The sequence below is a fragment of the Streptococcus oralis genome, from assembly GCF_965111685.1.
In the GTDB taxonomy this organism is placed as follows: Bacteria; Bacillota; Bacilli; order Lactobacillales; family Streptococcaceae; genus Streptococcus; species Streptococcus oralis_B.
In genome coordinates this window covers 483,458-497,648 of record NZ_OZ217340.1, presented here as the reverse complement: position 1 = coordinate 497,648, position 14,191 = coordinate 483,458, and the positions used below count along the sequence as shown (strand labels likewise).

At 41.9% G+C, this 14,191-nt stretch carries 20 protein-coding genes; 10 read left to right on the top strand and 10 right to left on the bottom strand.

The genetic code is table 11. From position 1 onward, the window contains the following. Window positions 1-139 precede the first annotated feature (139 nt). Genes der through nrdR form a run of 5 tightly spaced genes read right to left on the bottom strand, consistent with a single transcriptional unit; the run spans window position 140 to window position 4,708 of the window. Window positions 140-1,450, bottom strand: coding sequence for a ribosome biogenesis GTPase Der (gene der / locus ACLV7H_RS02805; protein WP_001207684.1), 1,311 nt, complete (start codon window positions 1,448-1,450; stop codon window positions 140-142). Between the two features lie 13 nt (window positions 1,451-1,463). Continuing rightward, entirely contained in the window at window positions 1,464-2,177 is a 714-nt protein-coding gene (locus tag ACLV7H_RS02800; RefSeq protein ID WP_045592499.1) for an NADPH-dependent oxidoreductase, read from the bottom strand. Continuing rightward, complete coding sequence (gene dnaI / locus ACLV7H_RS02795; protein WP_411866291.1) at window positions 2,174-3,070, bottom strand: primosomal protein DnaI; 897 nt, start codon at window positions 3,068-3,070, stop codon at window positions 2,174-2,176. Before dnaI ends, ACLV7H_RS02800 begins: the two co-directional genes overlap by 4 nt. Beyond that, a complete protein-coding gene (locus ACLV7H_RS02790) occupies window positions 3,071-4,234 on the bottom strand; it encodes a DnaD domain protein (RefSeq protein ID WP_411866290.1) in 1,164 nt (387 codons plus the stop codon). It lies immediately after the preceding gene. Beyond that, entirely contained in the window at window positions 4,235-4,708 is a 474-nt protein-coding gene (gene nrdR, locus ACLV7H_RS02785) for a transcriptional regulator NrdR (protein WP_001203676.1), read from the bottom strand. Window positions 4,709-4,849: 141 nt separating this feature from the next. Between nrdR and ACLV7H_RS02780 the strand changes: the two genes are divergently transcribed. The 3 genes from ACLV7H_RS02780 to ACLV7H_RS02770 are packed head-to-tail and all read left to right on the top strand — an operon-like array spanning window position 4,850 to window position 6,659. Continuing rightward, entirely contained in the window at window positions 4,850-5,215 is a 366-nt protein-coding gene (locus ACLV7H_RS02780) for a GntR family transcriptional regulator (RefSeq protein ID WP_000119117.1), read from the top strand. A 4-nt stretch (window positions 5,216-5,219) separates the two neighbouring features. Beyond that, entirely contained in the window at window positions 5,220-5,915 is a 696-nt protein-coding gene (locus ACLV7H_RS02775; protein ID WP_045592504.1) for an ABC transporter ATP-binding protein, read from the top strand. Between the two features lie 15 nt (window positions 5,916-5,930). Continuing rightward, window positions 5,931-6,659 (top strand): hypothetical protein, encoded by a 729-nt coding sequence (locus tag ACLV7H_RS02770; RefSeq protein WP_411866289.1) that lies wholly within the window; start codon window positions 5,931-5,933, stop codon window positions 6,657-6,659. A 31-nt stretch (window positions 6,660-6,690) separates the two neighbouring features. Here ACLV7H_RS02770 and ACLV7H_RS02765 read toward each other — a convergent pair whose 3' ends face one another. Beyond that, a complete protein-coding gene (locus ACLV7H_RS02765; RefSeq protein WP_045592507.1) occupies window positions 6,691-7,386 on the bottom strand; it encodes an LrgB family protein in 696 nt (231 codons plus the stop codon). Beyond that, window positions 7,383-7,757 (bottom strand): CidA/LrgA family protein, encoded by a 375-nt coding sequence (locus ACLV7H_RS02760; protein WP_045592508.1) that lies wholly within the window; start codon window positions 7,755-7,757, stop codon window positions 7,383-7,385. Before ACLV7H_RS02760 ends, ACLV7H_RS02765 begins: the two co-directional genes overlap by 4 nt. A gap of 196 nt (window positions 7,758-7,953) precedes the next feature. On the opposite strand from ACLV7H_RS02760, the gene ACLV7H_RS02755 reads away from it, so the two are divergent. The 7 genes from ACLV7H_RS02755 to queF all read left to right on the top strand — a co-directional run bounded on the left by ACLV7H_RS02755 (window position 7,954) and on the right by queF (window position 11,503). Next, window positions 7,954-8,334, top strand: coding sequence for a MarR family winged helix-turn-helix transcriptional regulator (locus ACLV7H_RS02755; RefSeq protein ID WP_044020363.1), 381 nt, complete (start codon window positions 7,954-7,956; stop codon window positions 8,332-8,334). Window positions 8,335-8,434: 100 nt separating this feature from the next. After that, window positions 8,435-8,656, top strand: a complete 222-nt coding sequence (locus tag ACLV7H_RS02750) for a DUF4649 family protein (protein ID WP_000570263.1) — start codon at window positions 8,435-8,437, stop codon at window positions 8,654-8,656. A gap of 15 nt (window positions 8,657-8,671) precedes the next feature. Beyond that, window positions 8,672-8,986: a thioredoxin gene (trxA, locus tag ACLV7H_RS02745; RefSeq protein ID WP_001029581.1), complete on the top strand. Its 315-nt coding sequence runs from the start codon at window positions 8,672-8,674 to the stop codon at window positions 8,984-8,986. 202 nt (window positions 8,987-9,188) lie between these two features. Then, on the top strand, window positions 9,189-9,842 hold the full coding sequence (queC, locus tag ACLV7H_RS02740) for a 7-cyano-7-deazaguanine synthase QueC (RefSeq protein WP_000820630.1): 654 nt from the start codon (window positions 9,189-9,191) through the stop codon (window positions 9,840-9,842). After that, a complete protein-coding gene (queD, locus tag ACLV7H_RS02735) occupies window positions 9,842-10,285 on the top strand; it encodes a 6-carboxytetrahydropterin synthase QueD (RefSeq protein WP_000464575.1) in 444 nt (147 codons plus the stop codon). The genes queC and queD overlap by 1 nt, the downstream gene beginning before the upstream one ends. Beyond that, on the top strand, window positions 10,278-10,994 hold the full coding sequence (gene queE / locus ACLV7H_RS02730) for a 7-carboxy-7-deazaguanine synthase QueE (protein WP_411866288.1): 717 nt from the start codon (window positions 10,278-10,280) through the stop codon (window positions 10,992-10,994). The genes queD and queE overlap by 8 nt, the downstream gene beginning before the upstream one ends. A gap of 17 nt (window positions 10,995-11,011) precedes the next feature. Beyond that, window positions 11,012-11,503 carry a preQ(1) synthase gene (queF, locus tag ACLV7H_RS02725; RefSeq protein ID WP_000082582.1) on the top strand — a complete coding sequence of 164 codons (492 nt, stop codon included), beginning with the start codon at window positions 11,012-11,014 and terminating at the stop codon, window positions 11,501-11,503. 254 nt (window positions 11,504-11,757) lie between these two features. Here the strand turns inward: queF and ACLV7H_RS02720 are convergent, their stop codons facing one another. The 3 genes from ACLV7H_RS02720 to ACLV7H_RS02710 all read right to left on the bottom strand — a co-directional run bounded on the left by ACLV7H_RS02720 (window position 11,758) and on the right by ACLV7H_RS02710 (window position 14,172). Then, the gene (locus tag ACLV7H_RS02720) at window positions 11,758-12,426 is read right to left on the bottom strand and encodes an MIP/aquaporin family protein (RefSeq protein ID WP_411866287.1); all 669 of its coding nucleotides are present in this window, start codon (window positions 12,424-12,426) and stop codon (window positions 11,758-11,760) included. A gap of 110 nt (window positions 12,427-12,536) precedes the next feature. Further along, window positions 12,537-13,328: a DUF2785 domain-containing protein gene (locus ACLV7H_RS02715; protein WP_411866286.1), complete on the bottom strand. Its 792-nt coding sequence runs from the start codon at window positions 13,326-13,328 to the stop codon at window positions 12,537-12,539. Window positions 13,329-13,389: 61 nt separating this feature from the next. Next, a complete protein-coding gene (locus tag ACLV7H_RS02710) occupies window positions 13,390-14,172 on the bottom strand; it encodes a deoxyribonuclease (protein ID WP_411866285.1) in 783 nt (260 codons plus the stop codon). Window positions 14,173-14,191 lie beyond the last annotated feature (19 nt).

The following is a 14,191-nucleotide window of genomic DNA, read 5'->3' as shown; positions in this document are numbered from 1 at the left end:
TACAAAAGCTAGGAAAATGATTGAATTTTGATGACAGATTTTTCCTTCGATTTGACAGGATTTTTTTCACCTACTTTATAGAAAAAAGAAGACAGACTAGTCTTCTTTTCAGTTATTCTTATTGAAAAATAAGCAAGGCTTACTTACGTTTTCTTGCAATCAAGTGAATCGGGGTTCCTTCAAAGACAAAGGCCTTGCGAATTTGATTTTCTAAGAAACGCAGGTAAGAGAAGTGCATGAGTTCTTCTTCATTGACAAAGATGACAAAGGTTGGTGGCTTGGTTGCCACTTGGGTTGCGTAGAAAATCTTGAGGCGTTTTCCTTTGTCTGTCGGTGTTGGATTGATAGCAATGGCATCCATGATGACATCGTTTAAGACAGCTGATGGAATCCGAGTGTTTTGACTTTCACTGATTTGCTTGATCATCTCAGGCAATTTGTGAAGACGTTGCTTGGTCAGAGCAGACACAAAGACAATCGGTGCGTATGGCAGGTATTGGAACTGCTCACGGATATCCTCTTCCCATTTTTTCATGGTGTGGTTGTCTTTCTCAAGAGTATCCCACTTATTGACCACGATAATCATCCCTTTACCGGCTTCGTGGGCAAAACCTGCGATACGCTTGTCGTACTCACGGATACCTTCTTCGGCATTGAGGACCATCAAGACCACGTCAGAACGGTCAATGGCACGCATGGCACGCATAACAGAATATTTCTCCGTATTTTCATAGACTTTACCAGACTTACGCATACCAGCTGTATCAATCATGGTGAACTCTTGTCCATCAGCATCTGTAAAGTGGGTATCAATGGCATCACGCGTTGTTCCAGCTACTGGACTAGCAATCACGCGGTCTTCTCCCAAAATAGCGTTAATCAAACTTGATTTTCCAACGTTAGGACGGCCAATTAAGCTGAATTTAATGACATCTGGATTTTCTTCTTCGACTTCGTGTGGTAGATTTTCCACAATGGCATCCAGCACATCACCCGTACCAATACCGTGGACAGACGAAATTGGCAGCGGTTCGCCCAATCCTAGCGCATAGAAATCAAAAATATCATTTCGCATTTCTGGGTTGTCAACCTTGTTAACGGCAAGGATAACAGGTTTATGGGTCTTATAAAGTTTACGAGCTACGTACTCGTCCGCATCTGTAATCCCTTCTTTCCCAGACACCACAAAAACGATGACATCAGCTTCTTCCATAGCGATTTCTGCCTGGTGTTTGATTTGCTCCATGAAGGGAGCATCGACGTCGTCAATCCCTCCTGTATCAATCATACTAAAGGAACGGTTGAGCCACTCACCCGTTGCATAGATACGGTCACGTGTCACACCCTCGACATCTTCTACGATTGAGATCCGCTCACCAGCGATCCGATTAAATAGGGTTGATTTCCCAACATTGGGACGTCCCACAATGGCAATAGTTGGTAAGGCCATGTTTTCTCACTTTCTAAAATAACTTTTTCTGTTCTAGATTCTTCCGAGTTGAACTAGGTTCGGCTTGGCCAAACTGCTCTGCCAAACGCTGACTCCAAGAGGTCGTCGCACGCGCACCAGCATAGTCTGCTTGTACTTGGTCATAGTCCAAAATCGCTTCAACTGGCTGTTCTTGGTATTCTTCTTCAAATACCACTTGGTTCAAAGGCAGTCTTGGTTTGACATCATGTTGTTGATTTGGCACACCGAGGGCAATCCCAAAAACAGGGTAGGTATAGTCAGGCAAGTTAAAAAGCTCTGCCACTTCTTCCGACTTGTAACGGACCAAACCGATGATAACACCACCATATCCCAGACTCTCAGCCGCAAGCAAGGTATTTTGCCCAGCAAGTGCTGCGTCTACAGACGTGATAAGGAGGCCTTCCACTCCTTGAGGTTGGAAAGTGTCCGTATGAAGGCTTGCTCCCTTTTCAGCTCGGTTCAAATCACCGACAAAAAGCAGGAAAGCAGCTGACTGGCGAATGGCTTCCTGAGGAACCAATTCATATAAAGCGTCTTTCTTCTCTTGACTGCGTACAAGAATCACAGAGTAGGATTGGAAATTTTTCCAAGACGACGCCATTTGAGCAGCAGTCAAGATTTCATTTAAATGCTCTTGAGGAATCTCTTGCTCCTTAAAGCGACGAACTGAAGTATGAGCTTTCATCAGTTTAATGGTTTCTGTCATCGGCGATTTTCTCCTTCTAGTCTTGTCTCCTCAGCCAAATAACGGATTCGTTCCATAACCCGTCTAGCTTCCCAAGTCTCATCATTTCCATTCTTTCCTTTGGCAAAATGTTTTTCCAAATCTTGGAAATTAAAGTTGGAAGTAAAGAAGGTCGGCAAATCTTCCTGCATACGATACTGGAGAATAACTTGGAGAATCTCATCACGCACCCAAGGGGTCGACTGTTCTGCACCAATATCATCCAAGACCAAGACTTCTGCTAACTTGATCTCATCAACCAAGGTCTTTACAGATCCTTCACCGATAGCATTTTTTACATCAATGACAAAACTTGGATAGTGGAGAATGGTTGTTGAAGCACCACGTTTTTCAGATAGGTCGTGAGCCAGGGCCGCCATCATGAAACTCTTACCGACACCAAAATCTCCGTAAAGATAGAGGCCCTTTCGGATGCTCGGGTAAAGGTCAACAAAGGAATAGAGTCTCTCAAAAATTGGCAAGCGTCCTAGATCATCCAGGTCAATCTGAGCCAACTTCGCTTTCTTGAGACTGGCTGGTAGATTGATCAACTTAAGACGATTCTTAATTGCAGCCTCTTTTTCTGCCGCGATTAGTTCTGGTGTTTCTTCATAAGACACATCCGCATATCCGTGATTCATAACCAAGATGGGCTTGTAGCCACGCGCTATATAGTCCGCATCCCCACGAAGAAACTTGTCCCGTTCTGTGATATATTGGTTGAACTTGGAGATGCTACGATTCAACTCCTCTTGGCTGAGGGATTCTTTCTGGATAAAAGCCGCTACATCGGGGTCCTTCATGATCTGCTGGACCAAGTCCTGATACTGGAAACGACTTGTCTGACGTTTGATTACATCACCAACACTTTCCATCTAGTCTCCTCCTTCTTCTAATCGGGCTAACATTTCTTGTTTTTTGCGTTCTAGTTCCAGGCGAGTTTCCTCACTGGTTTGATTTTTGTATTCTGGATTGCTCCACTTGGGAACATTTGTCTTAGTTGAGCTAGCTTTTGATTTTTTGTCTTCCTGGCCTTTTTGCTGACGCTCTCGAATCCGAAGTACAGCTTCTTCTGCTGTTCGAATTTTTTGGTAAGCATAGTCATTTGCGACCTTCATGGCATATTTTTCATTGACATTAGCCGAATCAACCTTGTTAAAGGTTAAAAGCAAGACGATATTGATGACTTCGTCCAACAAGCCTAAAGACGCCATCTGGTGAAGGAGTTCTCTTTCACTTTGGGTGATGTTTCCCTTACGTGTTTGCTTGATTTCGGCTAAAAATTCTAGGGGAGTTTTATTTTTAGCTTCCCTGATAATGGTCATTTCTTTGGGACTAAAATTAGAAGACGCAGGTTTTTGTGCTATCTTTTCACGCATGCGTTTGACTGAAATAACATGAGCCACCGCTGTCGCCTTAGCTAATTGATAGGTTTCAAACCAGGTCCATTTTTTTTCATCTGCGATGGCAAACAATTCCAAAACATCCGTTTGCTCGTCTTCAAAACGCAAGCCATCTCGAGCCATCAGCCGCTGGAAATGGTCCAAATCAAAATCGTTTTTTAACTTGCTTTTAGACTCGCTTGGGGTCACTTCTTCGATCAGGGTTGGAAAGACTTGGCTCAAAGAAACAGAGAGTGCTTCTCCCTCACTTGGAGCCTGCTTCATAGCAGAAACAGCTGTATCCCCAATCTTTTTCTCTAATAATCTGCTATAGACAGAATGACTTAGAAATTCCTGACTGGAAAGGGGAGAATGAAGCTGTAATTCATAGACCTCCCCCTTTTGATAAAGGGTCAACAAATCCAAGGCAGACAAGACTTTAAAGGCTTGAAGCAAGGTCGGCATGCCAAAGTTTAAGTGGTTGAGGATGTGGGAAAAGAGGTGTTCCTTTTGCCCACCATCCCAAAAGGTAATGGCGTATAGATAGAGGCTCAGTGCCTCCTGACCGATAATCGGGAGGTAGCACTGCACCAGAGAAGAGGTATCTTGCGACACCCGATTATTCTTTAGAAAAGAAAAACGGTCATTTGGCTTCATCTATTTTTCCTTTTTCTTTTTTGAGGACTGGGTGATCTGCTGGAGCAGACTCTCCAACTCACTCACATCCTTAAAGCTACGGTAAACACTGGCAAAACGAACATAGGTAATCTCATCAAGCTCTGCCAATTCTTCCATGACTAAAGACCCAATATACTCACTTTGGATCTCATTCTCACTGCGACTACGGAGTTTTTGCTCGATGCGATTGACCACCATGCCGATTTCATCACTCGAAACAGGGCGTTTCTGGGCTGAGCGGATAATCCCATTAAAGATTTTATCTCTCGAAAACTGCTCTCGCGTACCGTCTTTTTTGACGACAACCAGCGTTCTTTCTTCTACTCGTTCATAGGTTGTAAAACGATGCTGACACTCGTCGCACTCACGTCTTCGACGGATGGTATTTCCTTCTTCGGCTTGTCGACTATCAACAACACTAGACTTGGTAGCCCCACATTTTGGACAACGCATGCATTTCCCTCCTTGTCGTTTTCTTTTCATTATACCATTTTTTGAGCAATTCCCAAAACAATTCTTATTTTTACTTGACAAGTTTTTTTGTTTTATTGTATTATTTGATTAGAACAAAAAAGACAAAGAAAGGAGACTATGATGTCCTGGTCATTTGATAATACAAAACCGATTTATTTACAGATTATGGAAAAAATCAAACTACAGATTGTTTCCCATGAACTGGAACCCAACCAACAGCTCCCTACCGTGAGAGATTTGGCGAGCGAGGCTGGAGTCAATCCCAATACCATTCAGCGCGCCTTGTCTGACCTTGAACGTGAAGGATTTGTATACAGCAAGCGGACAACTGGTCGTTTTGTCACCGAGGATTTGGATCTCATCCTTCAGTCCCGCAAACAACTTTCCGAGGAGCAACTGCAACAATTCGTCTCTTGCATGCTTCAATTTGGCTACAAAAAAGAAGAACTGCCAAATGTATTAAGCGACTATATTAAAGGAGTTTAAGACTATGACACTACTAGCACTTGAAAATGTAACAAAATCATATGGAGCAACTGCGGCACTTGACAATATCTCACTAGAGATCTCAGCCGGAAAGATTGTCGGGCTCCTTGGACCAAATGGATCCGGAAAAACAACCTTGATCAAACTGATCAATGGCCTCCTTCAACCAAATAAAGGACGTGTCCTCATTAACGGACAGGATCCAAGTCCTGCTACCAAGGCTATCGTCTCCTATCTTCCTGACACAACTTATCTCAATGAAGAGATGAAGGTCAAGGATGCTCTAACCTATTTTAAAACCTTCTATCAGGATTTCAATCTCGAAAGAGCCCAACACCTTTTAGCCGATCTCGGTATTGATGAAAACAGTCGCCTCAAGAAACTATCAAAAGGGAACAAGGAAAAGGTCCAACTCATCCTGGTTATGAGCCGTGAAGCCCGCCTCTACGTTCTTGACGAACCAATCGGAGGTGTGGATCCGGCGGCCCGTGATTATATCCTCAATACCATCATCAATAACTACTCACCGACCTCTACGGTGCTGATTTCAACCCACTTGATTTCAGATATTGAGCCAATCTTAGATGAGATCATCTTCCTCAAAGACGGAAAAGTTGTCCTCCAAGGAAATGTTGATGATATTCGTTACGAGTCAGGTGAATCAATTGACCAGCTCTTCCGCCAGGAATTTAAAGCCTAAGCAAAGGAGATTATTATGTTTTGGAATCTAGTTCGTTATGAATTTAAAAATGTCAATAAATGGTATCTGGCACTCTACGGTGCTGTACTTGCAATTTCAGTTTTTATTGGAGCTTTTATTAGCAGCCTTAGCCAGAGTTACAATCCTAACAATGCTGCTTATTTCATCTTCTTTTTAGTACTAGTCTTTGGAGGACTCAGTGTCACTCTTTGGATTGCAACAATCTTTTTAATCATCCGAAGATTCAAGGGTAGCGTTTATGACCGCCAAGGGTATTTAACCCTAACCTTGCCTGTCTCTGAGCACCAAATCATCATCGCAAAACTTTTAGGTGGTCTTGTCTGGTCTATCTTAAGCTATATCGTCTTTATCTTGAGTATATTGATTATCTTCTTCTTAACACCAATAGAAAAAGACTTCACTGCCCTCTATAACTTCATTTCCCCTTACCTCAGCTACGGCTGGTTGTATGCCCTATCACTGTTTGTAGGTTCGATCGCATGGATTTTATCCATTTACCTTTCCATCTCTATCGGACAACTCTTTAATGAGTATCGAACAGCTATGGGGATTCTAGCCTATATCGTTATTTACATCGTTATTGGTTATATCACTTTCTTCTTCAGAGTTGATAATGACTTTAACGTGATAGCTGGTACAGAAATCTTGCGCGATCTCTTTTTATCAGCTATCTACTATCTCGGAACCTACTATATCTTGAAAAACAAGGTTAACTTGCAATAAAAAATGCCCAGCTAGAAAGCTGGGTTTTTCTTTAACTCAATATCAAACTGGCTACAATGGGACTGACAAAGACATAAAGAATACCAGTGATACCGATAGCCAAGCCACCCATGGCTCCTGCTACAGAACCGTATCGAAAGGCTGTTCCCGTTCCGACAGCATGACCTGTCCCTCCAAGAGAAAGCCCTACAGCCACTGGATCATCAATCTTCAACCACTTCAAAATGGTTGGTCCAATAACACTGGTCAAAATCCCAGTTGCTACTACAACCACCAAGGTCACGGTCGTCAAGCCTTGCAATTTTTCTGTGATCCCCACTGCCATGGCGGTTGTCACTGACTTGGGAAAGAGAGAAATGGCTAGGAAAAAGTCCATACCAAATATTTTCGCTACTATGGCAGTAAAGCAAGTATTGACAATTACTGCTAACAGACTACCAAAGAGAATACTCCGAGCATGATGCTTCATCAGGTGAAAACTCTTATAAAGCGGAATTCCTAGAGCCACGGTCGATGGGACAATCAAGTTATTCAGATAGACACCACCTTGGTAGTAATCTTGATAAGAAATCCCCGTCGCCTTAAGGAAAATAATGACAAAAATAGCCGACAACAGCAAGGGTGTTGTCAAAGGATGGGGAAAACGTCTGTAAATCAGCATTCCCACTAGATAAGCTAGGATAGATAATGCAATCCCAAATAGAGGATTGGATACAAATTCGCTCATTTGGCATCTCCTTTCTCATAATCTCCCTCAAATCGTCTCTTGATAAACTGAACCACTAGGGCTATGAGGATAATGTTAATGACAGCCGCAAAAAAGACAATCAAGACGATGGGCAAGAGATAAGGAGCAATCACATCAAACTTTTCCATGATTCCCACTGCTGGCGGCAAAAAGAGAATGGTCATATTGGCCAGCAAGAAATTCCCGACCATGTTGACATGCCTGGTTCTCAACCACTTGAATTGTAGGGCTAGAAAGAGAATCAGCAACCCGATAATACTGCCTGGGATGGGCAGATGAAAGAAACTAGAAATTCCCTCTCCGATTAGAGAAATCACAAAGAGAATCATTAATTGAACATATAATTTCATCCTAAACTCCACGAAATAGACTTCTTGCATACCAGTTTACTCTTTTTTCGGAAAATTTCAAGGAAATATTGAAATTCTTCTTTCTTGCAAGGATTAGATAAAAGTAGTATAATCATTGCATGCGCAATCATCTTGTGTTGCAAAGATAATCAGTAATGACTTTGTGATTTTTACTTTGAAAAGAAAGGAGAAAGCAATGACCTATTTGGAAAAGTGGTTTGACTACAACCGCCGTCAAAAGGAAATGGAAGCCTTGTTAGAAGAAACTATTGCACAGCAGAGTGAACAAAGGTTGACCTTGAAGGAGTTTTACTTGCTCTACTATCTGGATTTGGCCCAAGAAAAATCTCTACGCCAGATTGATTTACCCGATAAACTCCATCTGAGCCCAAGCGCTGTTTCTCGAATGGTGGCTCGTCTGGAAGAGAAAAACTGCGGTTTGCTTAGTCGCCGGTGTTGCGATCAGGATAGACGGGCTAGTTTTATCTGCCTGACTGACGAGGGTCAGACAACTCTAGCTTACCTGCAAAAGGCCGTCGAAGAAAGACTAGAAACGAGTCTTGACTTCATTTCTTAATCAGGTTTTTTAAAAAAGTTGCGTGCGCAATCATTTTTCTTGACATTCCTCTTTTCAAGGAGTACAATAAAGTCAAGATCGAACAACAAAGGAGTTTTATATGATCGAAATTACCTACCTAGACGCCAGCAAGCAAGAGAGAACCATGACTTTCGAGTCTTACCAAGACTTTGAACGTTCTCAACATGCCTGCCTCATCGGTGTCGCGGATTACTATACTGTCCAAAAATTAACCTACAATGGTCATGATTTGGACTACCATGGGACTTATGGAGATGTCTTCTTCTATCTCATGAAACAAGATTTAAGCCAATATAATTAAAAAAGGAGAAATACAATGGCAAAAGCAATTACAGATGCAACATTTGAACAAGAAACAAAAGACGGTTTGGTCTTGGTAGACTTCTGGGCAACTTGGTGTGGTCCATGTCGTATGCAAGGTCCAATCTTGGATAAATTGTCTGAAGAACTTTCAGAAGATGTCTTGAAAATCGTTAAAATGGACGTTGATGAAAACCCAAACACAGCTCGTGCTTTTGGAATCATGTCTATCCCAACCCTTCTCTTCAAGAAAGATGGCCAAGTGGTAAAACAAGTTGCTGGAGTACACACTGCAGAACAAATCAAGGCCATCGTTGCTGAATTGAGCTAATCACACGAGAGACCAAGTACTTTATTTGGTCTCTTTTTTCTTGCCCTTTGCCATTTTTCAAAAAATATGCTAGACTGTAGGTAGAATATTACGATGTTTGGGACATGCCATCGCTAAAAAAAACCTCTACTTGGTATTTTTTAGCTCCCCTCAAGGGAGCTTTTTGCGTGCTCTGAACATTTCCCATTTTAGAAGGAGTACTATGAAACGTCATTCAGCCTTGGTCGTCTTTAGCGGCGGTCAAGATTCCACAACCTGCCTCTTTTGGGCTAAAGAACACTATGAAACAGTCGAAGCCGTCACCTTTGCCTACGGCCAACGTCATCATCTCGAAATTCAAGTTGCTAGAGAAATCGCTAAGGAACAAGGCATTCGTCATCACATCTTAGATATGTCTCTTCTGGGACAAATCACTGAAAATGCCTTAACCTCTGATTTGGAGATTGAGCAAAAAGAGGGAGAGGTTCCCAATACCTTTGTTGATGGTCGCAACCACCTCTTTCTATCCTTTGCGGCAGTTCTAGCCAAGCAACGTGGTATTAAAGATATCGTGACAGGTGTCTGCGAGACAGATTTTTCAGGCTACCCTGACTGCCGGGATGTCTTTGTCAAATCCCTTAATGTTACGCTTAACCTTGCCATGGATTACGACTTTGTTATCCAAACACCTCTCATGTGGCTAGACAAGGCTGAAACTTGGGAGTTAGCCGACCGACTCGGTGCCTTTGACTATGTTCGTGAAAAGACTTTGACCTGCTACAATGGGATTATCGGAAGTGGCTGTGGGGATTGCCCAGCTTGTCACTTACGTCAACATGGTTTAGATGTTTATCTCTCACAGAAAGGAGAGGGCTAATGTTTTTTGCACCCAAAGAAATCAAACAAGAAACTGGCGAGTCTCTGGTCTACAATCCTCACAGAACCTTGGTATCAAAAGAATTTACCTTTGATGCTGCCCACCACCTATTTCACTATGAGGGAAAATGCAAGTCCCTGCACGGCCACACTTATCATTTACAAATCGCTGTCAGTGGATTTTTAGATGAACGGGGCATGACCTACGATTTCGGAGATATCAAAGCCATCTACAAGAACTACTTAGAGCCCCATTTGGATCATCGCTATCTCAATGAAACTCTGCCTTATATGAACACGACTGCTGAAAATATGGTTTACTGGATTTTCCAAACCATGAGTCAAGAGTTGCCTGACGAGCGCGGTCTCCGTTTGGAATACGTTCGCCTCTATGAAACTCCGACTGCCTTTGCGGAGTTTAGACGGGAGTGGTTAGATGACTAGGGAACGTGTCCTCAAACTACCAGTTCTGGAAATTTTCGGCCCAACCTTTCAAGGTGAAGGCCGTGCTATTGGGCAGAAAACCATGTTTGTCCGCACTGCTGGTTGCGACTACCACTGCGACTGGTGCGACTCTGCCTTTACTTGGGATGGTTCTGAAAAACCAACTCGCATGACCGCTGACGAAGTCATTGCTGCCTTAGACAAACTAGGAAGCTACGACTACGTTACCCTATCTGGGGGAAATCCTGCTATCCTAGCAGCTAACATGGCTCAACTGGTCACCAAGCTCAAAGAACGTGGTGTCACTCTGGCTGTTGAGACTCAAGGTTCTCGCTGGCAAAATTGGTTAAAAGACATCGACCAGGTCACTCTGAGCCCCAAGCCTCCTTCATCCAAGATGGAAGTCAACTTCGAAACCTTAGACTTTATCGTTTCCCAACTAGATCCAGACAAGGTCACCTTTAAAATCCCTGTCTTTGATGATGCCGATTTGGCCTTTGCTAAAGGGATTCAAGAACGCTACCAACCAGATGTCCTCTTCTTATCAGCAGGAAATCCTGAGCCCAAGGCTACAGGCAATATTGTCCAAGACCAACTGGACCGCCTCAAAGAACTCTGGGAACGCATCGCCACTGATGATAGCTGGGGCAATGTCCGCGTCCTCCCTCAACTGCACACCCTCCTCTACGATAACCAACGTGGTGTTTAAATTAGAAAGAAAAAATCATGTCACAACAAGAAGAAATGAAAAACCTAAGCCTACTAGGCAACAAAGAAACCAACTACATTTTTGACTATCAACCAGAAGTCCTCGAATCTTTTGACAATCGTCATGTGGAAAATGACTATTTCATCAAATTCAACTGTCCTGAATTTACCTCGCTGTGCCCTATCACTGCTCAACCAGACTTTGCGACCATTTATATTTCCTACATTCCTGACAAGCTCTGTGTCGAGTCAAAATCCCTCAAACTCTACCTCTTTAGCTATCGAAACCATGGGGATTTTCACGAAAACTGTATCAACACTATCGGGAAAGATTTGGTCAATCTACTAGACCCTCGCTATTTGGAGGTATGGGGAAAATTCACTCCACGCGGTGGCATCTCAATCGACCCTTACTACAACTACGGTAGACCTGGAACTAAGTATGAAGGCTTAGCAGAACAACGCCTCTTCCAACACGACCTTTATCCAGAGAAAATTGACAACCGCTAAACTCATACTCAATGAAAATCAAAGAGCAGACTAGGAAGCTAGCCGCAGTTTGCTCAAAGCACTACTTTGAGGTTATAGATAAGACTGACGAAGTCAGCTCAAAATACTGTTTTGAGGTTGTGGATAGAACTGACGAAGTCAGTAACCATATCTACGGCAAGGCGAAGCTGACGTGGTTTGAAGAGATTTTCGAAGAGTATCATACGAAAAAGCCCTGTTCCTCAAACTGAGGAGCAAGGCTTTTTTAATTTCAATTATTCTTCTGTTCCAAGGAAGTTTTTCGCAACAAGAGCAGCAAGAATACCACCAACGATTGGGGCAAGGATGAAAATCCATACTTGTTGAAGGGCCACGCCACCTACAAAGACAGCTGGTGCCAAGCTACGAGCTGGGTTAACTGAAAGTCCAGTGATGTTCAAGCCTACAAGGATTAAGGCTGTCAATGACAAACCAATCACCAAACCAGCGATTGCACCATTACCTTTGCTTGCTGATGTTACAGTCATGATAACCAAGACAAACAAGAAAGTTGCGATGACTTCAAACAAGAATCCACCAAAGACAGTGACACCGTTTGCCAAGGCATTTTCACCAAGACTAGCAGTCGACATGCCTGAGTTAGACAAGAGGAAGAATACTGTAGCTGACGCAAGGAAAGCTCCAACTACTTGTCCAAGGATGTAGTTTACAAGTTCTGAAGATGACAAACGTTTGTTTACAAACATAGCGATTGAAACCGCTGGGTTCAAGTGAGCACCTGAAACAGTTCCAATTGAGAAAGCTGCAACCACAATTGCCAAACCAAAGGCAAAAGCAATTCCAAGGTGTCCAAGGCCATTAAGACCATTTCCAAAAACAACGGCTCCTGTTCCGATGAACACAAGCATAAATGTACCGATTAATTCAGCAACAAATTTTTTCATGATAAATCTCCTTTTTTTCAAACTATGTATTAGTCTATCAAAAGAAGGAAAGAGTTTCAAGAAAAGTGACTGGAAAGTTCTTTGAAAATCATAAAATGACTAGCTAATCTCTAGTATTGAAAAGATTGAATGACTTCTTTTAAGCCATCTTTTAAACTATTTCTCTGGTCAAGTTGGATATAGGCTTCCAACAGACAGGATCTGAAGTTGGAAAATTTATAAAAATCTTCCCTCTCTTCTATCGGAAAGTCAACAGTTTTTATCCAAGAAGCTACTTGTTCTTGCTCTAATTTCCCTTGCAAAATGGGTTCATAAAGTACTCTCGCTAGACGCCAATCCTCGTCATTTGTAAAACGGATGGTAATTCTTTTAAATAGTTGGTCAAGTACATCAAAAACTTCATGAGCTCTATTTTTAGGAAAATCTGGATGACATACTACTTCCGTCAAGAGATCCGCTCCATGAGCAAAAGCGTGAACCCAACCATACTGACTTGAAAAACCTGTTGTATCCTTTTCTTTTTTGAGGTAATACAAACCTTGAGATAGCATAGCATTTCTTACATCAGCTTTTAATCCTTTATAGAAAATAGAGTGCTCGTTACCATCCGCAGACAATAGATTTGCATAAATAAGCGCCCTAAAAGAACGTTTAAGAGTTGAACCCCCTCTACTATCAATCTCTTTGTATAGACCTTCATCAGATGAGACTTCTTCTGAGATAAACTGAAACTGATCAAGGGTAAACAACTCTTCTTGAATACCTCTAGCTAAACTCGTAAAAACAAGTTCGTCTCGAATTTCTGGAGAAGGATCTCCCAAATGATCAAGCAGCCACTGAATTTCTTCCTGATGATAACTTGGTTTTTCTTCTGCTATTTTTCTGAGTAACTCTTGATACATGGTCAATACCTCTACATTTCTAGTAACTTATCAAAAAGCCATCCGCAGATGACTTTCTTTCTTATTCTTTTTTTGATGGAGTTTTTCCTGCTGCAATCGCATCTGCTTCTGTCATCTCAACAACGTTGGATTTATTAGTTTTTGAAGGCATTCTATCCTTACTATACCAATAAACTTTTGATTTTCCATTGTTTGCAACATAGACAATTCTATCTTGCTGTTGAGCTTTTGTTTCAGCTTCACGTGCAATTCTTTTTTCTTCTTCCTTTTGAGAAATTAATGACTCAACTGCACCTATTCTATCAAGCAACTCTGTCTTTTTTTCATTATTTTCAATCTGATTAACTGTTTCTTTAGCAGACTTCACTTGACTCGAATCTTGACTTTCTTCCAATTGTTTGACTAAGGTTTCACCTTTTTCTTGCAACTCCTTTGCAGCTTTTTCTTTGGCAATTCTCTCTTCTTCTGCTTTTTCTTTAGCTTTTTTCTCTTCTTCGATTCGTTTTGCTTCCTCTATACTAGATGAAGTATTCGTGGTTGAAGCTGTCGAGGTAGTAGATGTCGCAGTCTGTTTAGTTTCTGATTGAGAAGATGAGATTTTCTTTGTGACTGTCGGAGTTTGAAGAGCAACTGCAACAAAACTGACAATGAAAAGCCCGATCATTAAATTTCTTTTTCGAATATCTGGCGATTTCTTTACAAAATACCAAATACCAACTCCGCTCAATACAAGATAGAGAGTGGGCAAAGCAATCAATAAAATGATTCCCAACAAAACTAGACCAATTTTGATAAAATGCATTCTTTTGGGGTCTTGCTCTAGCCATTTTTTGATTCTATTCATATTATTCTCCTAAAACTCT